Source organism: Bacillus weihaiensis, from assembly GCF_001889165.1.
Lineage (GTDB): Bacteria > Bacillota > Bacilli > Bacillales > Bacillaceae > Metabacillus > Metabacillus weihaiensis.
The window spans coordinates 2,012,449-2,039,312 of the sequence record NZ_CP016020.1; the positions used below are offsets into that span (position 1 = coordinate 2,012,449).

Here is a 26,864-nt window from a genome sequence, read left to right on the forward strand (position 1 = left end):
GGACATTGCTTCTCAGCGGAATGTCACTACGTTTATACTCTACTAAACGATCAAATTACATGACTTTTATAGCCTAACCTCTCATACCAACAAAGAGAGAGTAGGCTTTTTCATTTACAAATTTCGTTCACGCTCTTTATCCTTTCATAATCATATCTATAATAACTAGTAAGTATGTCAGAATCTAGATCTTACATTAAATCAAACAGAGTTTTTTAAAAAACGCGCTTTTTTCGAGAGAATCTTTAAAAAATGTAAAAAGGTGAAACTTTATCACAACTCTCTCACTCTAATAAGCGGAAATCAGAAAGGGGGTTATAACGAGATGAAGGAAATGAAGCTTGTGAGAAAGGCAATTAATGGAGATAAGAAATCTCTAGAGGAGCTTCTTATTATACATGGAAATCAGTTGTATCGGACCGCTTATTTGTATGTGAGAAATCGCGAGGATGCCTTAGATATAGTTCAAGAAACTTCCTATAAAGCCTTTCTATCTATTGGACAATTAAAAAATGAAAAGTTCTTCTTAACGTGGTTAACAAAAATACTTATAAACTGTTCATATGATGTATTAAAGAAAAGGAAAAGAGAATTCCCTGCGCAAACTATAATGGACCATTCCTTACCTAGTAAGAGGGAAAAAAGAGAAGAAATCCTGGATTTGTTAGACGCAATCACTAAGCTGAATGAGAAACACAAAAATGCAATTATTCTTTTTTATTTTCATGATTTACCTATAAGTGAAGTAGCCAAAGTGTTGAACTTACCTGAAAATACAGTAAAAACGTATTTAAGTAGAGGGAAAGAGCGGTTAAGAAAATTGTTAGGAGGACTGGATACTAATGGAGAAAACATCATTTCAAAAAGTATATGAAGAGATTGAAGTACCAGAAGATGATGTCCTAAAGGCAATAGTCTCGGGGAAGAATCGCGCAGGTGATGTAACAAAAGCAAGTAAAAGAACAGGATTACGAAAATTAGTATGGTCATCGGTTGCAGCAGCAACGATCTTAATTTCTTCAAGTTTCATCTCTCCTTCCATATCACACGTAATGGCAAAAGTACCGTGGCTCGGGGATGTATACACTGCTTTCAATGATACAGTGGGGCGAAGTTTACATACCAAAGATTTGATAACAGAATTAAATCAATTCTCAACTTATAAGAATATAGACGTATCGATTACAAATGCTTATTATGATGGAGCCATAATAGGGGTTACTTTTACTGTGAAGGGTAGCGTGACGACGGAAGAAGATGGGAGGGTTGAAGGGTTTTATGAAATATTTGATGGTAAGGGTGGAATTTCAGATAGTAAAGAATTCATTTATATGGAGCCTACCGAGGACGGCTATATAGGGCATATTCAATTAAGCTATCCAAAATCTGAGCTACCAAAAGAAGCTTCTTTTCCACTTGAATTCAAGAGGATAGGTAAAGTGGAAGGAAGTTGGCGATTTGATGTTCCGATAAACCAGTTACCATTTGAAACCCTCCTTGTAGACAAAGCAACAAGGAAAGCGGAAGCGGGAGTTTCTGTCCATTTCGATACCATTATTCAGGGTAAAGCTTCAACAGCGATTAATTATACTGCAACTTTTCCACAAGTAGGAAAAAATGACCAAGTGCGATTAAAGGCGTATGATGACCAAGGGAAGGAAATAACCATTTCAAAAGACGGAATTGATCTTGAAACCGTAAAAGAGGACAATAAAATTATCGTTAAAGGCAGAAGTATTATTCCAGCTTCATTAGCGGGAGAAACTAGTTATATAGAAGTCGTTCCTGAAGTAGCATTAAGTGAACCTGACCATATCGTATCAGTAGATGAAGCTACACCTATTGAATTACATGCAAAAAGACAAGATTTACAGGTGAAAATAGAAAAGATGACTGTTCAGGAGAATAGCCTCACTATTGATTTTCAACTAAATGATGGGAACGCTATGGGAAAGCCTATATCATTTTTTGAAGATTTTGCCCGCAATGATATTACTTTAGTTAAAGAGTCAGAAAAAAATTTATATCAAGATCAGAAATCGATTAAACACACAGTCAAAACAATAAGTAAAGATGACTTGCGATTTACACGTACCTTTGACATGACTCATTTAAAGAATTTCACTAGTACTGACTATGTTATAAGAGTTAATATGGAAGCCATGAGTATCAACATTCCGGTTAAATTAGAGAAGATTAAGATTGATATGAAATAGGAGAAAAAAGACGCTTAGATTCTGTTCAATGAATCTAAGCGTCTTCTTACTTATTGCCAAACACACCTTTCTTTATATACCGTAAAATGATATGAAAGATCCATTTCATCACAAACACACAAGAATGACACTCAAATAGTTGTCATTTTTATGAATTGTTGTATAATTACCTTTCGTAAAAATGTATAATAATGTCGAAATAATGATAAAATTATCCAACTTATAGGAGCATTCCTGTAATGAAGAAATTTGAGGATTGAAACAAAAAGAGCCCTCTTGGTATAGTGCGAGGTGTCCGCAGCTGATCAGCACTAAGGACCCTTAATTAAGTAACCAAGGAGGACTCAAAATGAATTATACACAAAATCACAAAATCTCTCAAATTACACCTTCAACTCTTATTGTAGGCATTGATATAGCCAAGGACAAACACGTAGCACGTGCTCAAGATGACCGAGGCATCGAGTTCGGGAAACGCTTGATCTTTGTAAATCGAATGCATGGCTTTCAAAAACTAGTGAATTGGGCAGAAGATCTTCGGAAGGAAAATGCCAAGGATCACGTCATTATTGGCGTAGAACCTACTGGTCATTACTGGTTTAGTCTAGCTTATTTTTTAGTAGCTAAAGGTTACGATTTCGTAGTTGTAAACCCAATGCACGTTAAGAAAAGTAAAGAGCTTGACGACAATTCCCCTACTAAAAATGATACAAAGGATGCCCGTGTCATTGCACAGTTGATTAAGGATGGCCGATACTCTGTACCAAACCTCTTAGATGGCATTTATGCCGAATTAAGAGAAGGCGTCAAATTACGAGATCAGCTTATTAAACAACTGATGACAATAGAAGGACGCATCCAAAACCATATTCAACGCTATTTTCCTGAATTCTTTGATGTGTTTGGGGACTGGGAAGGAAAAGCAGCCTTTTCTACGTTGCGATTGTTTCCGTTTCCGTCTCAAATTAAAGAACTAACACCGGAAGAAGTGTTAATGAAGTGGAAGCCATATGTTCAACGAGGTGTGGGAATTAAGCGAGCGACCAAGCTAGTAGAAGCTGCCCGAAAGAGTATTGGGATTCAAATCGGTATTCAGTTTGCCAAGCGAGAATTAGATTATCTCCTTGAGCAGTATGAGTTATATAAACAACAGGTAGAACAATTAGATACGGAGCTTGAAGCTCTAGGGGAAACACTTCCCTTAGCTAAACAAATGATGAAGATATCAGGATTGGGATCTACCACAATCGCTTTATTCTTCTCTGAGGTAGGTGACATTACAAAGTACAGTCACCCCCAACAATTAGTCAATTTAGCTGGTCTATCATTACGAGAACACAGCTCCGGTAAATTTAAAGGTCAAACTCGGATAACCAAGAGAGGGCGAAGCCGTCTGCGACGAGCCTTATATTCGGCTATTCGTCCGTTAGTCGCGCATAATCCAACGTTTAAGGCCTTGCATCAATACTATACAACACGATCTGAAAAGCCGTTAAAAAAGCAACAGTCACTCATTGCCTTGTGTTGTAAGTTACTACGTGTGTTGTTTGTCATTGGACAAAAACAATGTGAGTTTGATGGATCTAAACTATTAAGTGGATTAAATCAAAAACATTTATTACAGGCTGCTTAAAGATTTAAAAAAACAGTCTAAAAACATTTTATTTCTCTACAAACACCAATAGTGCAGAGTTGGAGCATATTTTTTCCATTCGGGCAATAGACCCAGCATAGGAGCATTTCCAACCTCCACCTCATGGATACGCAGGACGAAGGAAAGTATGGATACGATCCGGAGAGATATGGGAGGGTTAGCGACCGTGATTTGTGTGGAGATTTCCTAGCACGGTTATACACTTATTTTCCAAACTAATCCTGTTTGGTAGATAGGATGGTCCCTAACCTGTAAATAATTTATAGAAATTCAAATGATATCCAGTAATTTGGGTGAGTCAACTAGATGGTAGTTATGAAATATTGAGAATACACGAGTATTTGGAAGGAAAATTAACTTTATTGAGGGAGGGATTAATTTGAAAATTAACTTCTTTATTCTAATGATAATATTTGTTATAGTACCTGGTTGTTCGCAAAATTCAGCTAATGATAGCAACAAGTCAATCGTGGAAAGCAGCTCAAGTGGTTCCCATAAATCACTACTCTTTGTTAATGGAGTTGAACTACAAACAATAGGAGAAACTGCTGAAGAATTAGACCTAGAACCAGCTGAACTGATAGGAACGGTGAAAGAAAAACTCAATATTGAGGAACGTCCTAAAAATAATCTAACTTCTAACTATTTGGAGGTAGGAACTGAAATTTATTCGGTTAAAGGGAAATCGGATGTAGTTTTAGCAAAGAAAGAGAATGGAGAATATGAAGTCTTTGAATGACTCTAAGATTGAATACAATATAGCAGCAAATTAGCATTATCATCTAGAGGGCTTGTTGTATGAAGAGATTCAAGAATATTTAACCCACCAATTAAAGATGGCTGATGAAGATCGACAGATCTTCACAGAATCAGCATTAAAGAAAATTTTCAAGGAAACCCGCGGCATTCTGCGTCTAACAAATCGTTTATGCACAGAATGCCTCCTAGACGCGGTATCCAGAAAAAAAACAAGAGTTAGTCGACGAGGATTGGTTGAAAGAGTCATCGATGACTATAATTATTTGGACCTTGCAGGGTCCTTTTCTTTTTGAGATTAAAATAATCGGAATAAATTTTTCAATGGTATTTTAATCTATACCATCGGAATTAGCAAAAATAAAAAAGAAACGAAACCATCGGTGGCGAAAACCTTTAGCCAACGACACTTTCGTTTCCGAAGTCTCCGTCATTGAATAGTACTCTTAACAGCATTAGATCGTGATAATTATGAGTGTCAAGAAATGTAAAAGGCAAGGGAAAGTTTACACCGACAAATAGGATCCAGATAAACACAAACGTTTAGATGTAGATCATATCAAAGAGATCTATACACATCCTGAACTTGCTCTTGATTTAGATAACTTAGAAACACTTTGTATTAGATGTCATAACAAAAAACATAATCGTTTTAAATTTAAAAAGAAAAAGAATAAGTGGGATGATGAACGATGGTGAGCTTACCCCCCGCCTAAAGATTTCAGTGTTTTTAAAAATTCTGGGGAACGGTAAGGGGGAGTGTACTGTCGGATTTTTTCGGCCATATATGTATGACCCCCTCCCCATTTGTGAGTTTGATTGAAATGAGGTGATAATTTGGAAGACGTTAACAATCGTGAGGTTCTTGTTACAAAAGAAAAAAATCGATTAAAAAGATTATTTAAAAATATCCCACAAAACAAACTTAGAGTTGTTGAAGGTTTAATAGTTCAGGCAGCAAGATTACGAATTTTATTAAACGAAATGTGGATAGATATATCTGAGAACGGGGATTATGAAATGTTTTCTCAATCTGATAAAGCAGAACCTTATGAGAGAGAACGTCCAGTTGCCAGATTATACAACACTCGTGATCAGTCATATCAAAGAATAATAAAACAACTCACTGATTTATTGCCAGATGAAAATGACAAAGAAGAAGTGAAGAAATACACATTTAGTGATCTTATATGATTAAGCAAAAGTATGTTGATGAATATATAAAACTTTATCGTTCTGGAAAGGTAATGTTTAATAAAGAAAGAGAAATGTTAATTGATTACTTAGAACAATATGTACTAAATAGGGACGATTTATATTTTGATGATGAAATGATTGAGAACTGTATTAAGTTTGGGGAGAAGTGGTATTTCCCTTTACAGCCATTTCAAAAGTTCTAAATTGCTTTCATTTTTTTATTTTTCAAAAAAAATAATCGTGTCTTTTACCGTAAGTTCCTTTGGATGCTAGGACGAGGTGGAGGAAAGAATGGTTTAATTTCTGTTATTATCCACTTCCTAATTAGTGAGCTGCACGGAATTGAAGATTACAACATATCAGTTGTTGCAAATAGTGAAGATCAGGCAAAGACATCTCCAGATGAAGTTCATAAAACAGTGAAAAGACACTAGGTTTTGTTGAGAGCATTTAAAACAACATTAACGCAAACTGTATCAAAGGTGACAGGAAGTATTCTTAAATTCAGGACTTCTAATGGAGAAACGAAGGATGGTCTTCGTGATGGAGCAGTAGTATTTGATGAGATTCACCAATATGAATCAAATAAAGACGTTCGTGTTCATATAAGTGGTCTTGGAAAAAAACCTAATCCTCGTGAGTTTTACATTGGAACAGATGGGTATGTGCGAGAGGGTTTTTTAGATAAATTAAAAGAAAAAGCAATGAAAGTATTGAAAGGGTTAGCCCGTGTTAATGCTGTTTTCCCTTTCATTTGTAAACTCGATGCTGAAGGAGAAGTAGAGGACCCTTCAAATTGGGAAAAAGCAAACCCTATGCTAAGTGAACCAAGAAGTGATTATACAGATGGCCTATATGAAACTATTAAAGAGGAATTCGAGGACTTAGAAGACGATCCATCTAACCGTGAAGAGTTCATGACAAATCGTATGAATTTTCCTGTTACGGACCTTGAACGTTCAGTTGCAAAGTGGGAAGAAATTTAAGCGACAAATCAACCACTACCTAATCTAATCGATAAAGAATGTATTGGCTGCTTAGACTTTGCAAGTATTCGTGATTTCGCTGCATGTGGTCTAATTTTTAAACACGAAGGGAAATTCCCATTTATTACACATTCTTTTGCCTGTAAAGAGTTTGTTGATAAATACTACGGATACTCAAGAAAAAATGATGAAGAAACAGCTAAAAAACAAAAATTCGAACCAATTAGAGAGTGGGAACAAGATGGCCACATCACTGATTTGGACGAAGAAACAATTAATCCAAAACATGTAGTGGAATGGTTCGTTAAAAAGAGAAAGTATTATAACGTAAAAAAATCACTGGAGATAACTTCCGTATGGAGGTTTTGAAAGAACCATTAGAGAAAGCTGGATTTGAAGTGGAGGTAATTCGAAATCATAAGGCTATTCATAGTTTACTTGCTCCACGAGTTGAATTAGGTTTTGCAAATCGGTTATTTATTTTTGGAAACAATCCTTTAATGCGTTGGTATACAAATAATGTCCTAGTGAAAATAAAAAAGGATGGAAACAAAGAATATGAGAAGGAAGAACCTATTCGTTGGAAAACCGATGGATTCCAAGCATTTGTTTGTGGCTTGTACAGAATAGATGAAATAAGTGAATACGACTTAGATAATTCTTTAGATGCACTAGACGATTTAGACTTTTAGAGGGAGGTGAGGGGAGAGCGTGGGTTTTCTAGATACTGTATTAAGACGTATTAGAGAATTGGAAACTCACCATTACAACTAAAGATAACAAAATCGCGATAATGGAGTTAAGAGCAAATGAACATATTTTCCTTGAAGAGTTTGAACTAAACAAAAATACAGCAATTTGGACAGAGATATCTGAGGAGAAAGAAATTACATATACATATAAATACTACGATATGGATGGGAGCCTAATTGAAAATAATTAGCTATCGCGTCAATAATTGGAAATTTGGCTTTATTTTTTGAGGCTTCTCTTATATTCGAAAAAAAGAATACTATTTCTATAAAAATTAACCGAGCTTATGAAGAATTTTACTTATAGTAAAGGGGGCGTAAATGAAAAAAGAGGCTGGGACAGAAGTGCCTGGCACCTTATCGTAACGGCTATATGTACGAACTGATTTATCTAGTGCACACAATAGTTTGTATCGGAGGGTGCCTGGCTCTTTGTTTTGTCCCAGTCTCCAGCAGTTATCAGAAGTATTTCTGAAAACATTCTTTTCTATGCCTCCCACTTACTTGAGCATAAATACGTGTTAGTTCACTCTCATGCCCTATTAAACTTTGAATGACTAAAAGTAGGGCACCGTTCTTCAATAAAGCTGTGACTTAATTGGTGTGGTGCGGAAGGATTTCTTAATTTATACATGCATGACTGGAGTTCCCTTTAGTTAAATATCTTGTTTTCAATACAATTCAATGAGGAATAGTAGACAATTAATGAATATCGCGTTTGCTAAAATTCCCACCTTTAACTTCTGCAACATCATATACAGTCACAAAGGCACCTTCATCGATTTCATTAATAATTTCCTTTAATTTTGTTTCCTCTAAACGATTAATGACACAGGTAATTTCTTTAAATTTCTCGTGAGAATAGCCCCCATAAGCTTCCTTATAGGTTGCACTTCGACCTAAACGATCACGAATCGTTTTGACCAGCAAGTCAGGCTCTGTCGTAATAATTTGAAATGTTTTTGAGCCACTTAAACCTACTTCAACTATATGTATTACTTTTGATGCGATAAAATAAGCAATGGCAGATAGAATAGCTCCTTGTAGCCCGAACACAGTCGAGACGAAAATAAAGACAAAGATGTTTAAGAAAAGAATAAGATCACTAGTCCCAAATGGTAATTTCCTAGAAAGTAGGACCGCCAGCATATCAATGCCATCTAATGCGCCACCATTCCGTAATGCTAGTCCCATACCAAGACCAAGAATGATTCCACCAACAACGGTAACTAACAATGTATCGCCTTCAATAATTGCGGGGATATGATGCATAAAGCTAGTCCCAGCAGCTAATGAAATGATTCCTAAAATAGATAAAATCGTAAAGGTTCTTCCAATTTGTTTATAACCTAACCAGAGGAAAGGGATGTTTAAAACGGTGATTAAGATTCCCAGTGGTACGTTAAAAAGCTGTGAACCTACGATACTTAAACCAGTTACGCCTCCATCAGAAACATTATTTGGAATTAGCACAGTTTCCAGTCCATATGCAGCAATAATACCACCGATCATAACCATTAATCCTTGTAACGTTTTTCTAATCTTTTGTGGTTTATGTGTTTTCTTCATACTCATAAAATTCCTCGCTTCATTTCAATTCCTTATAAAGAGTACCACAAAAAAATCATAAGTGAAAGATTCTACTATTACCGGATAAACAATGGCTTTCTCAAAACATCCGGATGTTTACTAAAACCATTGTTACTATGTCATTGCGTAGCTTTCTTATTAAGAATAGCTTCTGAAAGAATCCTTTTAGAATACCGAATAAGATTCAACAGCTTTTTTTGAGGATCAACCCTCCAAGTAACGTCGTCCAAATCTACAATTACCTGCATGATTCCTATACGCATAAGAAGATAAAAGATAGGTTAAATGAAAAAACGACTAATCTTTTACAATATTTCCTTTTATTTTGGAAGATTAGGTGTTAAAGTGTATATATAGATATAAACACATTAACACTATGGGGGATTTAATAATGGAATTGATGGATTTACTATGGGCATATATTGTCGTGTTTGTTATGGCTGCTATTCCTTTTTTTGAGGCTTTTGGTGTCATTGCATTAGGAATGCTTGCGGGCTTACCAGAAATACCAGTGATTATCATTTCATTACTCGGGAACATTGCAACTGTTTTACTGCTAATTCTTTTTATTAACAAAATTAAAGAATGGAGACGGAGAAAGAAAGGGGAAGCAGCCGATAAAGAACCAACAAAACGAGCTATGCGTGCGAAAAATTTATGGAACAAATATGGATTACCTGGTTTATCATTGATTGGGCCTTTATTTGTAGGAAGCCACCTGACTGCGTTTATGTGTCTTTCATTAGGCGGAACGAAGAAAAAAACGACCATTTGGATGCTAACGAGTATCATTTTGTGGGGACTCATATTTGCACTATTAACTCATGCTGGTATTGATTTCTTAAATTATGAAAACCAAAATTTCTTTAAAGACATCATTTCAAAGAATTGATGTCTTCCTTTATTCAGGGAAGGAGAGGTGTATGTGGTAAGAGATGCCATTTGGCTAGCGTATAAGGAAATACAATTTCATAGAGTTACTTTACTTATTTCAATCATCGTGACCTTTTTTTACGCAGGTTTGACTTCTTTTCATCTAGATCAATCCTTAGTAAATGTGATAAGCAAAGAAACAATCACCGACCGATATATCATTATCGATCTTTTGTTTATGATTATTACGCCGTCACTTGCTGCTATTTTTATGTCTAAGCCTTACATAAGCTTCAGCACTATAAAAGAAGATCCGTATAGTAAACGTATGGCTATTTATCGTTCGTTACCAATTTCAATAAACACGTTAGCGTTAAGTCGAACGATCGTTATGATTTTTACATTGGTTCTACTAAGCATAGCGTTTTATAGCATTCTTACTTTCAGTTTATCTGATACCATATTTACCTATTATTCTATAAGTGAATACCTTATTTTTATTTGTATTTGGATTGGCTATGCGTTAGCTTTAGGTGGATTAAACACGTTTATAGAATACGGAACGAACGGAAAATTTCTTCATTTATTTCCATATTTGCTGTTAGCCTTTTTATTGCTTGTTTTTTTTCTTTATTATACATTTGTCGAAAAAGGAATAGTTGAACAAACGATCCTCCTATCAAAGAATATAGGGTGGCCGATTGCCATACTTTCCTTATTCATAGGGATGGTAGGGTGTAAATTTTGGCATACTTTATTAACAAAGCGTTTATCTAAGAAGGATTTTATGTAGAGAGGGAGAGGTGTGGATTGAAGCTACCTATTCGTGTTTCAGAAAATAGTAGAGAGCCCATTTATCATCAAATTGAAACGCAGCTAAAAACATTGATAGTCGGTGGCCAACTACCTCCCGATACTCCACTCCCATCAATTAGAGTATTAGCAAGCGACCTTGCATGTAGTGTCATCACAACGAGAAGAGCCTATCAGAACCTTGAAGCAAGCGGTTATATTAAAACCATTCAAGGAAAAGGAACATTTGTAAAAGAAATTGAGAATCTTCATATAAAAGAAACAAAGGTAAAGGTTGTATACGATGCCCTTCGTAAAGCGATTGAGCAAGGTATTCAATTAGGCTCAACAAAGGACGAGATTCGAATTATTTTTGAAGAAGCTTTAACTAAACAAGATCAAGAAGAGTAGGGTGGTGAACGAAAGGTGGGACCTTCCGTGATAGAAGTAAAGGGAGTAGAAAAGAAGTTTAAGAACTTTCATTTAGGACCGGTTTCGTTTACATTAGAAAAAGGAACAGCAGTGGCCTTGTTAGGTGGAAACGGATCAGGTAAAAGTACACTCTTTAAATTAATTATGAGTATTATACAAACAGAAACAGGCTCTGTTCATCTTTTTGGTCAGGATATGAGAGAAAATGAAACGATTATAAAACAAAAAATGGGCTTTTTAGGAGATTTATATGAACCATTTTCTTCATTAAAAGTAAAACAACTTGTGAAGCTCGTATCTCGATGGTACCCAAACTGGAACCATGAACTCTATAATCATTACTTGTCCAGATACCAAATTAACGAAAACGAAAAATTCGGTAATTGCTCAAAGGGGACAAAAAAGAAAGTTGAATTTATCTTATCCATCTGTCATGATCCTGATATCCTTTTATTAGATGAACCCACTGAAAACCTTGATATTATCTCAAAAAGAAAAATGAAAGAAGATCTAATTGCCTATATGGCTGATGGTGAAAAAAGCATCCTACTTGCGACACATAACATGGACGATGTAAGACAAATCTGTGATTTTCTCATCCTATTAGACAAAGGGAAACTTCTTCATTCGTTCGAAAAAGATGAACTAAACGAAAGCTTTGCGAGAATATGGATTTCTAACAGTGATGGATTTGATGTGGATCATGTAAATATAGTAAGCATAAAAAAAATGAATAGCCATTCTATTGAACTTGTCACCAATAATTTGCAAGCTTTAGAAAAAGACTTATTAAATAAAGGGATTTCCATTCAACAAAGCGAGCGATTGAAGCTTGAAGAAATCGTTGAATATATATTGGACGGTAGAAGAGTACCTATGTGAGTGGTTCCCTGTTTTTAGTTGGGTTGTTTCCATTCGTCAGCTTCTGTAGTGCATAACAAAATAATTAACTGGAGAGTGAGGATTAAGCATAAACCCATTCTACTTTTCATTAAATAAAGCAGAGTTGATGGATAAGGTGCGAACTGACCGTGGAGAAAATGATTTCATACATCTTGTAACCAAAGGAAATTTGATATTCTTGATATGAAAATCCGCTTTTCAAAAATGTAGATAATAATTTAAGCTACGAAGCCTCTTCTGGAACACATACTTTCACTTTATTGAAAAAAGCCAGCTATCTAAATGTAAGATAGCTGACCATTTGTTTTACTATAGTAATGAGGAAAGATTCTTTTACGTTGTTATATGCTTATTTGTCAATTCATTTAAATTCTTAATCATTTTTTCTAAATCAGCAAAGCTATAGCTAATGGCACTAATTCGTTCTGATTGCATTTCAAGTGATGCAGTCATCTCTTCGATGGAAGCAGATGATTGTTCGGTTACACTTGAAATGTTTTCAATTTCTGTTCCAATCGATTGCGAATTTGTTTCTAAGTCCTTTAACATGGACTGTATGTTTGTCGCTTTGTTAAGTACCGATATCATGTTTTCATTGATTGACTGAAAATACATAGTAGAATTTTCAGCTGATTTTTGACTGTTTTCAATGGCTAGCTTCCCATTGCTAATTTGAGAAGATACTGCATGTGTTTGGTCCTGGATATCATGAAGAATGATAGAAATCTCTGTTGCTGAATTACTTGCATGACCAGCTAATTGCCTAACTTCTCCGGCTACAACCGCAAAGCTTTTTCCTTGTTCTCCAGCTCTTGCTGCTTCAATTGCAGCATTAAGCGATAAGAGGTTGGTTTGCTTTGCAATCTCTTCAATAGCCACTAAAATCCCACTAATTCTGTCGTTTTTTTCTTTTAATGAATTCATTAATTCATCCGTTTGATCTTGCGCTTTTGATACTAGTTCAAGATTTGATACTAATTCCTTCATTGTTTCATTTGCTTTTTCTGAAACAGAAGTGGTTGAAATAGAGATGTCTTTTAAGTCATTTGAATTTTCAGAAACAGAGACAATAAATTCATTTGTATCTGTCACTCTTTCATTTATGTCCAAAATCCCTGAAGCTTGTGACTCCGTACCTGTTGAAATTTCATTGAATCCAAGGGAAATTTCTTTCGAGATTGTATCGGCTTCAGCAACATGTTTTGTTAATTTTTTTCCGAATCCCTCAATGTGATGAACAGAGTTCGTGATTTCTTTCAGTAAATCTGTTACTTTGTTTTGATTTTGTTTAACATCTGCAAGCATTCGTTTCCCCATTATGGTAATACAATAACAGGAAACACCCAACATTGTTAATACAATATAAATTACAATATGATCGATAACTAAATTCTTCTCAAAAAAAGGATTAAGAAGTAGATGAGCTGTATAAACAATATAGGAATAGATTGTCGCAAAAATCATTACTTTAGAATGTAGATAAATTAATGAGAGTAATAGATAAAGTGGAATGGCTGCCCAAATCTCATAGGAAGGAATAAACCACATAAAAACAAAAATAATAAAAAATGATAAAGCAGATAACAAATATTTACCTTTTGATACTGAATGAAACGTTCTATATGTTAAATAAAGGCCTCCAATTAATAAAGGGACAACTAAACAAACTAATAGAAACGTCTTAAATGGAACAAATTTAAACATACTTAAAACGAAAATAATTGGAATACATGAAGTTAATAATCCTGGAATAGCAATTGTAAGAAGTTTAGAACTTAATCTTTCATACGCTGAAGCCAGGTCTTGACCTTCTGATGTTTGATTACTTGATAGTTGCATCTTGGTGAATATCCTCCTAAAGTGTCAATTACTTTTGCTATCATACCAAATTACTAGGCTGTTTAATAGAATAAGAAGTATAAGCCGATAAAAAAAGATAGAAAACTATGAAAAAATGACACAAAATAACTAGGTACACCCATTATTTTAAAAATTTGTAAATGTCAGATATAATTCAAGCAAAGTACATGGTTTAATTTATAGAAAATCATCATAGGAACTACAAAACTCTTGATTCATTTACTTTTTTTTGAAACTATTGTTACTGAATGCTTATCATTTTTTATGAGGTTGGAGGTCCATTATGTTTGAACGAATTGACACTATTTGTATAACTGTTAGTAACCTAAAGTTGTCTAGCGATTGGTATCATAATGTGTTAGGATTTACGGTCTCATTTAGCGGGGAAGGGTATCAAATTTTACATGTTGGAAAAGGTAGTGTTCCCTTAACAATTGAAGAGGGGGATACTAGTCGACATACTAATCATAGTTATCCTATATTCTTCACTACCAATATTAGAGACGCATACCAAACTATATCTGAAAAAGGAATAAAGGTTAGTGAATTACAAAATGATGGCAAAAATATCTACTTTGAATTTTACGATTTGGATAATAACAAGCTACAAGTCTGTTACTATGAGTGATCAATAGCACGCAAGGCTACTTTTCTTTAAAATCAATCTCCTCTAATGTCTTAGTAAGGACATCTCAAAATGTCTTTTGTAGGGTGGCAAACCACTCTACTTCCAGCTCTTTTACATTAGGTTGTATCGTATCTTTTTTCATGGACTTCTCTTCCTTGTATGTGTGGTTTTTGTCGACTTTACGATACAAGAAGAGAGGCCCTTTTTGTTGTATTTATTTCTGTTAAATTCTAGTGCGCTTCGCTTGGTGGCCATCTTATAAGGGATGGTCGACACCCATTCCTTATAAGATGGAAAATAATCTCCCACAAACATTTTACTCATACATGAAGGGGACATGTACCGTATAAATATATAGTTGAACAATTATCCGCTTTAATGGCACATAGCCCATAATATGGAATTGCCTTTTTATTCAAAGAAAGAGAAAGGTACAGGTTTTGGACTGTTAACTACATATAAAATAATTCATGAACATGGTGGGAGGATTTCATTTGAAAGTAAATTAGACTAAGGAACACCTTTAGGGTTTAATTACAAACTGATAGTTAATGAAAGTATATTCAAATTATTATACAGATTACTTTATTTAGTAGAATAGGTTCTTTTTCAAGTCAAGATATCAGATATAATAAAGATAGTAATAAATGTAAAAACTCTTTATAGTAGTTGAGAAGATCGCATATTAATTAATGAAAAGAGGTGATTTAAATAAATAGTAGCATTCTTTTAGTTACACTAATAACGTTTTTATTACTATTTAATGGCGAGAAAAGGGGCTATAAAATTCACTATTAAGAAAATTATACTTGGATTAGTCGTAACCTTGTTAGCAGTTAATGTAATCATGTTTTTATTATGTAAGTTAGAGATCAATAATTAATATTCACGGAAATTTATAAAGGGTGTATATTATGGACATTAATCATGATTTTGAGAAATCATTTCCTCCTAAAAAAATTAAAGATGTTGATTATATAGTAAAACACTATTTAGAAGGAATAGAAATCTCTAAAGAAGATCAACGTATAAAATTTATTTTAGACGATCCATATGCTCCCGAAATGCAGCTGATTAAGGGAGTTTATGTCATCTACAAAAAGGCAATACTCGAATTGCTTGAGGGAAGAATCCGCTCGATTAAAAGCTATGAATTTACTAGCACTAAACAGAAAAATCGGACGATTACAGATGAAGATATTGAATACGTACTAGAGACTGCGACAATTGTAGTTCTTGCAAGTGATAATAGCCAATTACTTTCAGCATATTTTATTGCTGGTTCAGGAAAAAAAATAAATAGCATATTAAATTTATGTCGAGGTTATCATGAAAATCATGAGGATAAAGCTAGTTTGCAAAATTTTAATGATGATCTTGCAGTAGTTAACGAAATGGGATTATTAGAAGAAATAAGTGTAAAATGAGATATGTCAAAGAAGAATTTATCGTTCAAAGGCTATTAGAGCTGGGAAGTGATGTACAATGGGATGGTCGACAAAATGAATAGGATGAGGTACGTGCAAATCATGCAAGTGAAAATTGGTCAGATCTTAGGTTAAGGCAGAAAGGCAACCGCTACGAAGGTTCCACTTGGAAGAGGTGGTATTCCTACAAATATTAGAGGAGCAGCATTATTCCTTACATCTCCTTTAGCTTCTTATATTATTGGGGAGACGATTAAAATCAACGCCGGTCTTTTCATGAAATTAAAAAGTTAGAAAAATTAGGGAGGAATGTAATATGCAAACAATCTACCAACCTGTTAGTGGGATTCTCGATGTTAAATATGCACCAGATGAACAAACAGAACTAATTGAAAATCCACCTCGTTTTACGTGGATGCCAGTTCAGTTAGAAAACGATCAATATCGTTTGCAAATTTCGAAAACTGAGGATTTTTCAGCTGATCAGACAGACACGTTTCAACCGATTCCATATAATTTTTATACACCGAATAAGGCTTTAGAAGCAGGTACGTACTTTTGGCGTTATTCACTGGTAGATTCGGAGAGCTGGAGTGATGTTAGAACGTTTTACGTTCCAGAAAATTTACCGAATACATCCTTACCAAATCGAGAAGAGCGCTATCAATCCGTAAGTTTAGCTCATCCAAGGTTATGGTTAGGACCAGAGCAGCTTGAGACATTCAAAAAAGACATCAAACAAGATGAAACACATTGTAATTGGCATATCTTCTATGAAAAATCTGTACAGCCTTGGCTTGAGAGAGAATTAATGCCAGAGCCAAGTCCGTACCCTGATAATCAGCGAGTCATAAAGCTATGGAGACAGATGTACATGGACTGTCAGGAAACGTTATACGCTGTACGTCATTTGAGTGTTGCAGGTGTTATTTTAGAAGATGAAAAAATCATTAGCCGAGCAAAAGAATGGCTGATTCATGTTGCTAATTGGGACACTGAAGGAACAACTTCTAGGGATTACAATGATGAGTGTGCCTTCCGAATTGTTGCTGCATTAGCATGGGGGTATGACTGGTTATATCATCATTTATCCGATGAAGAAAAAGGATTGGTTCGACATTCCTTATATAGAAGAACGGAACAGGTTGCCGACCATGTGATAAATCGTTCAAAAATTCACCAGGTCCCATATGATAGCCATGCTGTTCGTTCGTTATCTTCTGTGCTTATCCCATGCTCAATTGCACTACTAAACGATGCTGAGGAAGCACAAGAGTGGTTAGATTATACACTTGAATATTATGCTACTCTTTATACGCCTTGGGGTGGTAAAGATGGTGGCTGGGCTGAAGGTGGTATGTACTGGACAACTGGAATGGCATATCTCATCGAAGGTTTAAATTTAGTCAAAGCATATATGGATATTGACTTCTATCAACGCCCATTCTTCCAAAAAACAGGGGACTTTCCGTTATATTGCTATAGTCAGGATACAAGACGAGCAAGCTTTGGTGATCAGTCCAACCTTGGGGAACGTCCGGGATTAAAAACAGCCTTTAATATTCGTCAATTTGCAGGAGTAACAGGAAACGGCTTATATCAATGGTACTTTGAACAGGTGAAAGCATGGGATACGAATGCAGATCAAAAGTTCTACAATTATGGTTGGTGGGATTTCCCATTTGATGACATGAAGTACTTGCATGATTTTCCAGAAGTGAAAGCAGTTGCCCCAACGGATGTTGAACCTGTTAAATGGTTTAAGGATGTTGGCTGGGTTGCCTTTCACCATCAAATGGATAAACCAGAAGATCATATTAAGCTGTTAACAAAGAGTAGTCCTTATGGTTCATTAAGTCATAGCCATGCTGATCAGAATAGCTTTCTTCTCCATGCGTATGGTGAGCCATTAGTCATTAAATCAGGAAATTTTGCAGGCTGTAACAGTACAATGCATAAAAACTGGCTTAGACCAACACAGTCACATAATACCTTGTTAATTGACGATGTTGGCCAATATGCTGGTACAAATACAATTCTTAATAAGAAAGCACAAGGTGAAATACTCGAAGTCGTTTCAAAGGAAGATTATAGCTATGTAAGGGAAGATGCTACACAAGCTTATTTTGAAACGGTCCCTTATTTACAAAAATTTGAGAGAGAAATATATTTCGTGAATCAGTCATATTTTGTCATCGTTGATTCGGTTGACTTAAGTAAGGATGGCAGTGTTAACTGGCTCCTACACTCGTTACATGAAATGGACATTCATGACCAAGTTTTTAAAATCAATGGTGAAAAGGCAGATCTTGAAGGACGATTTATCTATAGCTCGTCTGGTGATTTGTTCTTAGATCAATCGAATGAATTTAATGATGTGGATCCTGCTGAATTAGAAGAACTAAATAGTGAATGGCATCTTAAAGCAACAACCAAAAAATCAGACCGTCATCGTATCGTTACGCTGTTAACACCTATCCGTAAAGGAGAACAGAAATATGTTTCTTACTTTATGGATGATCAAGATCATGGTGTACATTTGTATTTAACAGAGGACGGAAAAACATTTCAAATTACACTGTCCAAAGCATACTAAAACACATGTTGGTGGGGACGATCTTGGCATAGTTTTTTAGAACTAGAAATATATAACGGAGTATTAGAATTGAAATAATAGAATTAGATAATGGTAGACCTGCTTATATTCCCTTTATAAAAAATAACTAAGGAACTATAAATTGAAAGAAACTGAGAGACTAGAAGATTCACCTTCTAATTTCTTAATTGCTTAGGAAACGATAAAATGCATACATTGTGGATAAGCGCGTTGGCATCCAGCGCAAGTACAGTTACAGCGTCAGGACGTCGCGTTAGTAACTGTCTCGAGGTCATAAGCCATTTAGAATGGAAGGCAAAGAACGCCTTCTAGTCTAAATCGTCTTATTTTCCCTAGGCTGACCGAGGCGCTTGCACTTTTGTTCTTCATAATAGAATAGAAGATAAAGAGTGACTTTTTAGTTTGTTATTTCTGGTAGTCACAATCAGAGAAAGTGAAATTTAAAATGAGATTTAATGAATGATCCTGTTTTTGTAGGAGAATTTGATATTAAATTGAGTTACCAAAGGATAAATAATTACTACGACGAGAACGGAAACTCATTTGAATAACTTAAATTTCTGCTGTTAAGGTGTTTAAATGGCAGATCTTATTACAAGTTATTTTGGATTCTTCCAAAAACGATGCAGTGTCCTTGCTATGGATAGCTGGTTTTCTTTTTATAAGGCTAGATTTCAAAATAGGATAACCGGATCTTTTGATCTACACTTTTCAGAAAAATATCATCTTGAAAAAATAAAATGGAGGCATCATTATGTGGTTAATATTAGGACTTATTGCGATAGTTGCAACTTTTATAAATCTTTATATGTATAAAACAGGAAAAGATTATAAACTTGCAATGGCAATGGGATTATCATTTACAGCATTGACACACTGTGCAAAATATAGCCTTGTAGCTAATTGGGTAAAAGTTGAAGACTGGTCAGCTTTATTGGATGTTGTACCTACTATGGAAAAGGCATTATGGTTTTTGACAATTGTTTCTATCTTACTAAATATAGCACCTATACTTTTTGAATTAAAAAATAAAAAATAAATTACCCTTTCTCAAATTATAACTAAAAAGCCGATGTGAAAATGACTCATTATTAGATTTGTTATGACACTTGCAACGCTATCATTTCCATATATTAGCTATTGTGAATGGTTTAATACATCTAACCTATGTGACAACTGAGTGGCTTTGAAATGGGCAGTTAAACAAATTTGACGTTTATTTACAAATACATCATACATAAAGAACTATAAGGTGATCTCTTTGTACCTTAAAACGTTAAAAATCTATCTTCCAAAAGCAAGGAGCATTTCAGTAGTGTAGAGGTGAATTTATATGGTCATTCTAAATCAATCTGATTTTGATAATGTGAAAAATGGTATAGTGTTTAATGAAATAGCTTCACCAACCTTTTCATTTTCGGTCTTGGAAGGCTACATAGACGGAACAGTTTATGCCGACTCCAAAGTACCTGAAACAGTGCTAATTGAAACGAACTCAGGTATCTATTACATTGTAGGAGAAACAAACAATGATGATTTCAATGATTTTCTTTTTGACTTATATAGACAAAGGAAAAAGGAGAATTTAAGATTCACTTTATTTTCTTCAACAGAAAATTGGGATACTGTTATCAAACTAAATTTAAAAAATGAAGTAAAACACATGAGCAGGTTTTCTTTTATCTATGAACATAATCAGGAAGCTACTATTAAAGATTTACCTTCTAATGAATATTCTATAAGTGAAATAACCAAAGAGGTCATATTGAATAGTGTAGAATTTAATGACGAGTACTATAAAGAATATTGGGGATCATCATCAAACTTTATTGAAAAGGGTTTTGGTTACTGTATTTTACATAACGGAAAAGTAGTCAGTGAATGCACGTCAATTTTCTCTTCACAAAAATATGCAGAAATTGATATTGCTACTCATAAAGATTATAGAGGGAAAGGTTTAGCATCTATTGTTGCAAAAACTTTTATAGAACATAGTCTTAAAAACCATATCATTCCTAGCTGGGACTGTGATGTATCAAATAAGTCCTCGATAAAATTGGCAGGAAAGTTGGGATTTGGTCATCCTAAAAGATATTCAGTTTTTGTATAAAATAAATACCTGTTTTTTCTACTTAACGTAATACGTAGGAAGATCTACAACGATAAAAGCGTTTTTCATTAAATGAAAAGCACTTTTTCTTTATTAGATAAATTTAATCATAAGTGACATTGGATTTTAGGGGAGGATGCTTAAATTTAAACCCGTAAGCTATATTTATCTAAATAACGGATGCTCAAAAAATTATAAAAGCTGTTTTTTTAAGAATGCTTGCTTTAGGAATTAATAAAAGTACACTGTTAAAACTAACTAGATAACAGTAAAAACATATTAAAACAGTAACAATGACAACAGTATGATCAAAGTCGTAGTCGTCCATAACAAATATTTAGTTAACTTTCCGTCATGAAAGGTACTTAACTGATACCCTATAGCTACAATTATTTTAGCCATTTTACGATAAACATCAACAAAAAGAATTCGATCATAGTCTTTCACTAAAAAGTTCTTAAACAAAATAAAGATAAATATGGACAAGAGAAAAGGTTTCATTCCACTTACCATATGTTTTGTATCAAAATAATGAATATCGACATTCATATTCGTTACGTTTTCTAACAAATAAGGATGAATACCAACCAAAATCATCAAAACAGTTAAAAACCCTAAACCTAGCTGCATACTGAGAGCTGGTTTTTTATGTAATGTAACGTTGCTCCTTTTAAAAAATGCATAATAGATAAATTTTAAAAATAATAGAGAAGTCCCAAAACTCATCACGTTCAATCCCCAGGTTAGTATGGGATCCTGGATCGCTTCTTTAATAATGGTTTTACTCATATAGCCATTAAAAAATGGAACTCCAGCTATTCCTAGAAAAGCAACCCATGTGGCTAAGGAAGTTAAGGGAAGTTTTCTACCCAAGACCCCTAAATTTTCTACAGGATCCTTCCCAGTTGTATAGATGACAATTCCCGCTACCATAAATAAGACCGTTTTATATAATATGTGATTAACAAGATGAAAGATCGCTCCTGCTATTCCCTCTGACGTACCCATACTAATCCCCATCATCATATAACCAACCTGAATGATGATCGAATAGCTCAATAATTTACGAACCTGATTTTGCCTTAAAGCCATTACAATTCCAAACAAAGCCGAAATAAGACCGGCGTAAGCCAAAATAGTTATTCCAGGCAGCAGACGGGCCATGACATATACACCCACTTTTGTCGTGTATATGGACAAAACAACTGCAACATAAAAAGGAGCTTTGCTGTAAACGAGGGGCATCCACGTATGGAAACCGACAAAGGACAGCTTAACGGCTATGGCAAGGATAAAAAAAGGGATACTAGCTTCAATCGTATTCAAAAATAAACTACCTGTAGCCGAATACTGCAAAAAGATCCCCCATAATAAACATAAACTTCCTGCCACGTGCATGAGAAAATAATAATACCCCATTTTTTTCGTTACATCACTTGCCAATATTATAAGAAAAGATGAACTGATCGTCATTAACTCCCAGAACACATACAAAGTAAAAAAATCACCCGAAAAAACTACGGTCAAGGCACTACCAATAAACACAAATAATAATCTTAAATTAGTCCGAGAACATATCGTCATGGAATAAAGAACAGAAGCTAGGCCGCCGACAGCAAAAATGAGTCCTGTTAATTTACTGATTTCATCCACTTTGAAAGGAATTAGGTTATAGGTGAGAAAATCTAGTTGTAAGCTAGTACCAGGTACTAAATAAAAAGTAACAATAAGGGTTCCTGCTGTAATAAGAAAAGATAGAATATTCTTTAATCGATCACTAACAGGCAAAAGTAAAAGCAAAGCACCTGTTAGATATAAAACACCTGGAGTCATCATCGTTATCCTCCTAGTAAAATTCTTATGTAATCCTCATGATTCAGCAAATAGTTCGGTACTTTATGAATGAGACTTAATGGTAACGAAGGGACGATCCCAAATAAAAGACATAAACTACCTAAGAAGATAGTTGGTAATCTTAAAGATAAAGTAGGCTCATCTATCAAAATTTCTTTTTCGTTTTTGGTATATAAAGTAATAATAACTTTTAAATAATACGTTAAAGATAAAAACGTTCCCACCAAAATAAAAAACGCCGCATAAACAAAACCAGATTCTAAAGCTGCTTCAACAATCAGCCATTTACTAATAAATCCATTGAATGGAGGCAGTCCTACTATTGCAAGGGAAGCAACCACAAAGATAAATGAAAGGAGGGGGAATTTATAACCTAGCCCTTTTATATCTTTTATATCAACTGCGCTTAAACTATAATGAAAAATGGCAACAACGAAAAATAATGTTCCTTTCATAATGGCATGATTTAGAATATGGAAGGTTCCACCGATTAACCCTCCTTCACTTCCTACAAATAATCCGATCGTGATATACGATATCTGGGCAATACTTGAATACGCAAGCAGCCGGATTAAATTTGATTGCTGAAAGGCTAATAAATGAGCCGTAATAAACGTCATGACGCCCCAGAGAACACCGATATGTAACATGCCACTTTCATGCAAAAAATCAAGGCCAAAAATAATATATAAAACTTTAATAAGTGCATATACAGCAGATTTCATCACCAATCCCGAAGATAAAACATTATAGGGGATAGGAGAATCTTCATAAGCATCTGGTAGCCAGGCATGTAGCGGGATTAACCCTATCTTGATGCTATAACCAAAAACAAAAAAGGCCATCAGTGCACTTCTCAACTTAAAAGGGACTTCAGTAAATTCCAACGAAATTTCTGCCATATTTAAGGTTCCAGTCACATCATAAGTTAAGATCGTAGCGAGTAAAATAAAAAAACTTCCTATTGTAGACGTGACGATATACTTAAACGTACCTTCTATTCCTTTATCCGTATTTTTCAGAACTGACAAAGCGATAGAACTAAGAGAACTAACTTCTAAAAATACATAAAGGTTGAATAAATCTGCAGTAAGAACCATCCCGGAGATACCTGCTGTTAATAAATAGATAAAAATAAAATAGATATGTTTATGAATTTTGATATACTTCAAGGAAAAAATAAGGACAGGTAAAAGTAAAAGCGCGATGATGAACAAAAACAAGGCGGAAAAAGGATCTACCATTAAATAAATTCCCAAACGCCCCCAACCACCAACACTGTAAACCTTAGGGGGATCACTATGATTAATAACGATAAGTAATAAAAATAAATAAATGATCGCACTACCAATGACCAGAGGAGTCAGAGTTCTTTTGAAATATAACTTAGAGATCCCAAGAATAAATGAGGTTAATAAAGGTAAAATGATTACCCAAACAGCCGCTTCCATTATGATCCTCCCAAAAATAACATTATCCTTTCAGCTTACGAACCTCATCAATGTTTAACGTTCCATATCTTTTATAAATCTTGATCACGAGCGCCAGCATGACAGCTGTCACACTTCCTCCAATTACAATGGATGTTAAAGCAAGTGCCTGAGGAATAGGATCAACGACTAGCTCATACGATTTGTCTAAAATAGGAGCCGTTCCACCTGGTTTATAACTAACCAACATGAATAATAAAATTAAAGAAGACTCTGAAATCGTAAATCCAATCACGATTTGAATTAAATTTTTTTTAGTTATAATTGTATACATTCCTAAACAAAACAAGAGAATGACGACAACATAGGGTATTTGCACGATTATTTCTCCTTCACTAAGCTATTAAAAATGATGGCCAAACCAGCTCCTACTTTTATCCCAATCAATACGTTTAAGAAAGGGATGATCCCGGCACTGACTAATTCTCCGGGGTTACCTAGACCAAAATATGCTTGTCCGTTGGCCAGAAAGTGGCTTCCAGTCCACATTCCTAGTAATCCTAGGAAAATAAAACCGATCACGCCTATATCTTCGATTAGCTTTTTATAAGCAGGTTTAATCGCATATTCCGAAACTTCAACACCAAAGGTTATGGTCAATAAAATGGGGATGATTGCTAACACAACTCCTCCAACAAAACCTCCGCCAGGACTTAGATGTCCAAAAAACATCAAATACGCTCCTAAAACCGCTAAATAGGGAATCATCCATTTTACCGTTTTATCAACAATGATGGTAAAACTAGCACCCGGCATGGCTGCTTTTCTAATAGGAACCATAAAAGCTAAAATCGTAGCCGCTGTTAAAAGCACAGTTGTTTCACCTAAAGTATCAAACGCCCGGTAATCATAGAGAACGGAAGTAACGATATTTATCGCACCGGTTTCCTGTACCCCATTAGAAAGATAGTGGTTAGATAAATATCTTTTACTATTGCTCTCAACATTATGTATTTCATAAAATATTAACAACATGAAAATAGCTAGCGATAAAACAAGGCCTACTTTATAAGATTTCTTAAACAATGCAAACGTTCTACTCATTTCGTCGAGACTCCGTTTTATGAATGGTAATAACAAAAAAAGTAGTCGTTAAGCCAGCAGTAATGACCGCTTCAGCCAGAGCAGCACTTGGAGCCTGAAGGATGACAAATATAACGACTAGAATGGTGCCGAATAAGGGGAGAGTAATAACTGAGTTTGACGGATCTTTCGTAAATACCATAAAACATGCGGTTATTAATAAAAAAATCATTAACAAATTAATGAGTATATCTATCACAACATAACCTCCAGTCACTTATTAATATCGTTTTTGACAGGTGTTTTGGATAGGAAATGAACATGAACAGAAAAACGGCCTATCACATGAATCGCGATCGGATTTGTGATTAATAGAAAAAGTAAGAGGACAAGAAGCTTTAACAAAACAAACACACTTTCTTCCTGAACGATACATCCCATTAAAACGAAAATACCTCCGGCCATCAAACATTTAGAGCCAGCATGTAAGCGAGTATGCAAATCAGGAAAACGAATCATACCCACAGCTGTACTTACCAAAAAATAAATGCCTGTTATGAAACATACATAAACAAATAGATGTCTTAAAATACTGAGGAAATCAATCACCAACTCCTCCTTTTTCTGGTTTTTTCAAATATTTTGCCATCATTAACACAACGACAAATAATACAACGCCATAAACTAATGCCACATCAATAAAAATTTTCCGTTCAAAATAATAGCTTAATAAAACCAAAACCAATAAAAACATAACACCTATAGAATTCATAGCCGCTATTCGATCAGGTAAACTAGGACCTTTCATGACCCTATAAAACGTTAAAATAGCAGATAACACAATTGCTAGTATGAAATAAAGCACTCATGATCACACTCCACATTAAATAAAAACATAAAACCGAATCACGTATGTAAACAGGATTAATCAAATATTTTATCTATTAGTTTCTCATGTTTCCTAATTAATGCTTTCTTTACTTCTGCTTTCTCGTCACTTTGAACATCGATCCAGTGAATGAAATAGTTTTTGTCAGAAGGATCGAAATCGATCGCCAAGGTTCCCTGAGGGAAAGTAATAAAATTGACTAAAAGTACCGTACTGGTTGAATGAGTAAGGGATGATTTTATTCTAACTACTCGCGGAGAAAATGATGGTTTCCTTTCAAATGCATGCTTGGATACTCTTAGAGCAGATAAAAACACATCATAGATAAAAGCAAGAATCACCAATAATATGTAAGGCAATTTCAAGACAAACTCTTTCACTCCATATTTCATTTGAGCAGAGCTAAACAGACGATCAGCCAACATTAGCGATATACTAGAACAAAGAATAGCCCCCAACAAAAACACCTCAATAGTAACGCGACCTGCCAAAACAAGCCATAAAGCCAAAGTTGAAATAAATGTGAAAAGTTTCTGCTTCAAATTATGACCTCACTTTTAACTTAATATAAATTAGCTCCCACAGTTGTCATCATGGAAACTAAATTAGTCTTTCTTACTTTTACCAATTCATGAGTAATTATTTATAGGGTACCTGTCATCAACCGAATAATTTTGTTTCACAAAGTTCCACAGTAATATAATTAGGTCATTATTAATGATTTGTTATTAATGGATCTTCTGGGAACGTGTGTTGTTTGTATGGTGTAATAAGAAAGGATATGGCAGGTAAATTCAAGAGTGGTCAGTGTTGTT

The 26,864-nt window shown here is 34.6% G+C and carries 24 protein-coding genes and 3 pseudogenes; 17 read left to right on the top strand and 10 right to left on the bottom strand.

Features of this window, described 5'->3' with window-relative positions:
* Positions 1-325 precede the first annotated feature (325 nt).
* The 7 genes and pseudogenes from A9C19_RS09730 to A9C19_RS09770 all read left to right on the top strand — a co-directional run bounded on the left by A9C19_RS09730 (position 326) and on the right by A9C19_RS09770 (position 7,501).
* Entirely contained in the window at positions 326-874 is a 549-nt protein-coding gene (locus tag A9C19_RS09730; protein WP_072579765.1) for a sigma-70 family RNA polymerase sigma factor, read from the top strand.
* On the top strand, positions 843-2,216 hold the full coding sequence (locus A9C19_RS09735) for a DUF4179 domain-containing protein (protein WP_072579766.1): 1,374 nt from the start codon (positions 843-845) through the stop codon (positions 2,214-2,216). The genes A9C19_RS09730 and A9C19_RS09735 overlap by 32 nt, the downstream gene beginning before the upstream one ends.
* 349 nt (positions 2,217-2,565) lie before the next feature.
* Positions 2,566-3,849, top strand: a complete 1,284-nt coding sequence (locus A9C19_RS09740; protein WP_072579767.1) for an IS110 family RNA-guided transposase — start codon at positions 2,566-2,568, stop codon at positions 3,847-3,849.
* Between the two features lie 400 nt (positions 3,850-4,249).
* Positions 4,250-4,609: a hypothetical protein gene (locus tag A9C19_RS09745; RefSeq protein ID WP_072579768.1), complete on the top strand. Its 360-nt coding sequence runs from the start codon at positions 4,250-4,252 to the stop codon at positions 4,607-4,609.
* Between the two features lie 472 nt (positions 4,610-5,081).
* A pseudogene (locus A9C19_RS09755) lies at positions 5,082-5,325 on the top strand (HNH endonuclease); the annotation flags it as partial.
* Positions 5,326-5,463: 138 nt separating this feature from the next.
* Entirely contained in the window at positions 5,464-5,820 is a 357-nt protein-coding gene (locus A9C19_RS09760) for a hypothetical protein (RefSeq protein ID WP_072579770.1), read from the top strand.
* Positions 5,817-7,501, top strand: a pseudogene (locus A9C19_RS09770) (terminase TerL endonuclease subunit). Before A9C19_RS09760 ends, A9C19_RS09770 begins: the two are co-directional and overlap by 4 nt.
* A 762-nt stretch (positions 7,502-8,263) precedes the next feature.
* On the opposite strand, the gene A9C19_RS09780 reads toward A9C19_RS09770, so the two are convergent.
* Positions 8,264-9,136 carry a YitT family protein gene (locus A9C19_RS09780; protein WP_072579772.1) on the bottom strand — a complete coding sequence of 291 codons (873 nt, stop codon included), beginning with the start codon at positions 9,134-9,136 and terminating at the stop codon, positions 8,264-8,266.
* A 406-nt stretch (positions 9,137-9,542) separates the two neighbouring features.
* Here A9C19_RS09780 and A9C19_RS09785 point away from each other — a divergent pair, with 406 nt between their 5' ends.
* The 4 genes from A9C19_RS09785 to A9C19_RS09800 are packed head-to-tail and all read left to right on the top strand — an operon-like array spanning position 9,543 to position 12,130.
* Entirely contained in the window at positions 9,543-10,043 is a 501-nt protein-coding gene (locus A9C19_RS09785) for a small multi-drug export protein (RefSeq protein ID WP_083584341.1), read from the top strand.
* A 33-nt stretch (positions 10,044-10,076) separates the two neighbouring features.
* Complete coding sequence (locus A9C19_RS09790; RefSeq protein WP_072579773.1) at positions 10,077-10,817, top strand: hypothetical protein; 741 nt, start codon at positions 10,077-10,079, stop codon at positions 10,815-10,817.
* 17 nt (positions 10,818-10,834) lie between these two features.
* Positions 10,835-11,227, top strand: a complete 393-nt coding sequence (locus A9C19_RS09795; protein WP_072579774.1) for a GntR family transcriptional regulator — start codon at positions 10,835-10,837, stop codon at positions 11,225-11,227.
* A 27-nt stretch (positions 11,228-11,254) separates the two neighbouring features.
* Positions 11,255-12,130, top strand: coding sequence for an ABC transporter ATP-binding protein (locus A9C19_RS09800; RefSeq protein WP_072579775.1), 876 nt, complete (start codon positions 11,255-11,257; stop codon positions 12,128-12,130).
* Between the two features lie 354 nt (positions 12,131-12,484).
* On the opposite strand, the gene A9C19_RS09805 is transcribed toward A9C19_RS09800, so the two are convergent.
* On the bottom strand, positions 12,485-13,990 hold the full coding sequence (locus tag A9C19_RS09805) for a methyl-accepting chemotaxis protein (protein WP_072579776.1): 1,506 nt from the start codon (positions 13,988-13,990) through the stop codon (positions 12,485-12,487).
* Between the two features lie 304 nt (positions 13,991-14,294).
* On the opposite strand from A9C19_RS09805, the gene A9C19_RS09810 reads away from it, so the two are divergent.
* The 6 genes and pseudogenes from A9C19_RS09810 to A9C19_RS09835 all read left to right on the top strand — a co-directional run bounded on the left by A9C19_RS09810 (position 14,295) and on the right by A9C19_RS09835 (position 20,793).
* Positions 14,295-14,639, top strand: a complete 345-nt coding sequence (locus A9C19_RS09810; protein ID WP_072579777.1) for a VOC family protein — start codon at positions 14,295-14,297, stop codon at positions 14,637-14,639.
* Between the two features lie 914 nt (positions 14,640-15,553).
* Positions 15,554-16,066: a hypothetical protein gene (locus A9C19_RS09815; protein WP_072579778.1), complete on the top strand. Its 513-nt coding sequence runs from the start codon at positions 15,554-15,556 to the stop codon at positions 16,064-16,066.
* Between the two features lie 153 nt (positions 16,067-16,219).
* A pseudogene (locus A9C19_RS22745) lies at positions 16,220-16,360 on the top strand (SDR family oxidoreductase); the annotation flags it as partial.
* A 22-nt stretch (positions 16,361-16,382) separates the two neighbouring features.
* Positions 16,383-18,662 (top strand): DUF4962 domain-containing protein, encoded by a 2,280-nt coding sequence (locus A9C19_RS09825; RefSeq protein ID WP_072579779.1) that lies wholly within the window; start codon positions 16,383-16,385, stop codon positions 18,660-18,662.
* A gap of 775 nt (positions 18,663-19,437) precedes the next feature.
* A complete protein-coding gene (locus A9C19_RS09830) occupies positions 19,438-19,722 on the top strand; it encodes a hypothetical protein (protein WP_072579780.1) in 285 nt (94 codons plus the stop codon).
* A gap of 294 nt (positions 19,723-20,016) precedes the next feature.
* On the top strand, positions 20,017-20,793 hold the full coding sequence (locus tag A9C19_RS09835; RefSeq protein WP_072579781.1) for a GNAT family N-acetyltransferase: 777 nt from the start codon (positions 20,017-20,019) through the stop codon (positions 20,791-20,793).
* Between the two features lie 279 nt (positions 20,794-21,072).
* On the opposite strand, the gene A9C19_RS09840 is transcribed toward A9C19_RS09835, so the two are convergent.
* The 8 genes from A9C19_RS09840 to A9C19_RS09875 are packed head-to-tail and all read right to left on the bottom strand — an operon-like array spanning position 21,073 to position 26,591.
* Entirely contained in the window at positions 21,073-22,629 is a 1,557-nt protein-coding gene (locus A9C19_RS09840; protein WP_072579782.1) for a proton-conducting transporter transmembrane domain-containing protein, read from the bottom strand.
* A 2-nt stretch (positions 22,630-22,631) separates the two neighbouring features.
* Complete coding sequence (locus A9C19_RS09845) at positions 22,632-24,098, bottom strand: complex I subunit 5 family protein (protein ID WP_072579783.1); 1,467 nt, start codon at positions 24,096-24,098, stop codon at positions 22,632-22,634.
* Positions 24,099-24,120: 22 nt separating this feature from the next.
* A complete protein-coding gene (locus A9C19_RS09850; RefSeq protein WP_072579784.1) occupies positions 24,121-24,456 on the bottom strand; it encodes a sodium:proton antiporter in 336 nt (111 codons plus the stop codon).
* Positions 24,457-24,458: 2 nt separating this feature from the next.
* On the bottom strand, positions 24,459-25,181 hold the full coding sequence (gene mbhE, locus A9C19_RS09855) for a hydrogen gas-evolving membrane-bound hydrogenase subunit E (RefSeq protein ID WP_072579785.1): 723 nt from the start codon (positions 25,179-25,181) through the stop codon (positions 24,459-24,461).
* Positions 25,174-25,419 carry a Na(+)/H(+) antiporter subunit B gene (locus A9C19_RS09860; RefSeq protein WP_083584343.1) on the bottom strand — a complete coding sequence of 82 codons (246 nt, stop codon included), beginning with the start codon at positions 25,417-25,419 and terminating at the stop codon, positions 25,174-25,176. Before A9C19_RS09860 ends, mbhE begins: the two co-directional genes overlap by 8 nt.
* A gap of 14 nt (positions 25,420-25,433) precedes the next feature.
* Positions 25,434-25,769, bottom strand: a complete 336-nt coding sequence (gene mnhG / locus A9C19_RS09865; protein ID WP_199445820.1) for a monovalent cation/H(+) antiporter subunit G — start codon at positions 25,767-25,769, stop codon at positions 25,434-25,436.
* Positions 25,762-26,025 (bottom strand): monovalent cation/H+ antiporter complex subunit F, encoded by a 264-nt coding sequence (locus tag A9C19_RS09870; protein WP_072579786.1) that lies wholly within the window; start codon positions 26,023-26,025, stop codon positions 25,762-25,764. Before A9C19_RS09870 ends, mnhG begins: the two co-directional genes overlap by 8 nt.
* A gap of 59 nt (positions 26,026-26,084) precedes the next feature.
* Positions 26,085-26,591 (bottom strand): Na+/H+ antiporter subunit E, encoded by a 507-nt coding sequence (locus A9C19_RS09875; protein ID WP_072579787.1) that lies wholly within the window; start codon positions 26,589-26,591, stop codon positions 26,085-26,087.
* Between the last annotated feature and the right edge of the window lie 273 nt (positions 26,592-26,864).

Bases quoted from the DNA above. Each gene is read 5' to 3' on its own strand.
- A9C19_RS09730 (WP_072579765.1), top strand. From the start codon at position 326: ATGAAGGAAATGAAGCTTGTGAGAAAGGCAATTAATGGAGATAAGAAA.
- A9C19_RS09735 (WP_072579766.1), top strand. From the start codon at position 843: ATGGAGAAAACATCATTTCAAAAAGTATATGAAGAGATTGAAGTACCA.
- A9C19_RS09740 (WP_072579767.1), top strand. From the start codon at position 2,566: ATGAATTATACACAAAATCACAAAATCTCTCAAATTACACCTTCAACT.
- A9C19_RS09780 (WP_072579772.1), bottom strand. From the start codon at position 9,136: ATGAGTATGAAGAAAACACATAAACCACAAAAGATTAGAAAAACGTTA.
- A9C19_RS09785 (WP_083584341.1), top strand. From the start codon at position 9,543: ATGGAATTGATGGATTTACTATGGGCATATATTGTCGTGTTTGTTATG.
- A9C19_RS09805 (WP_072579776.1), bottom strand. From the start codon at position 13,990: ATGCAACTATCAAGTAATCAAACATCAGAAGGTCAAGACCTGGCTTCA.
- A9C19_RS09810 (WP_072579777.1), top strand. From the start codon at position 14,295: ATGTTTGAACGAATTGACACTATTTGTATAACTGTTAGTAACCTAAAG.
- A9C19_RS09815 (WP_072579778.1), top strand. From the start codon at position 15,554: ATGGACATTAATCATGATTTTGAGAAATCATTTCCTCCTAAAAAAATT.
- A9C19_RS09825 (WP_072579779.1), top strand. From the start codon at position 16,383: ATGCAAACAATCTACCAACCTGTTAGTGGGATTCTCGATGTTAAATAT.
- A9C19_RS09830 (WP_072579780.1), top strand. From the start codon at position 19,438: ATGTGGTTAATATTAGGACTTATTGCGATAGTTGCAACTTTTATAAAT.
- A9C19_RS09835 (WP_072579781.1), top strand. From the start codon at position 20,017: ATGGTCATTCTAAATCAATCTGATTTTGATAATGTGAAAAATGGTATA.
- A9C19_RS09840 (WP_072579782.1), bottom strand. From the start codon at position 22,629: ATGATGACTCCAGGTGTTTTATATCTAACAGGTGCTTTGCTTTTACTT.
- A9C19_RS09845 (WP_072579783.1), bottom strand. From the start codon at position 24,098: ATGGAAGCGGCTGTTTGGGTAATCATTTTACCTTTATTAACCTCATTT.
- mbhE (WP_072579785.1), bottom strand. From the start codon at position 25,181: ATGAGTAGAACGTTTGCATTGTTTAAGAAATCTTATAAAGTAGGCCTT.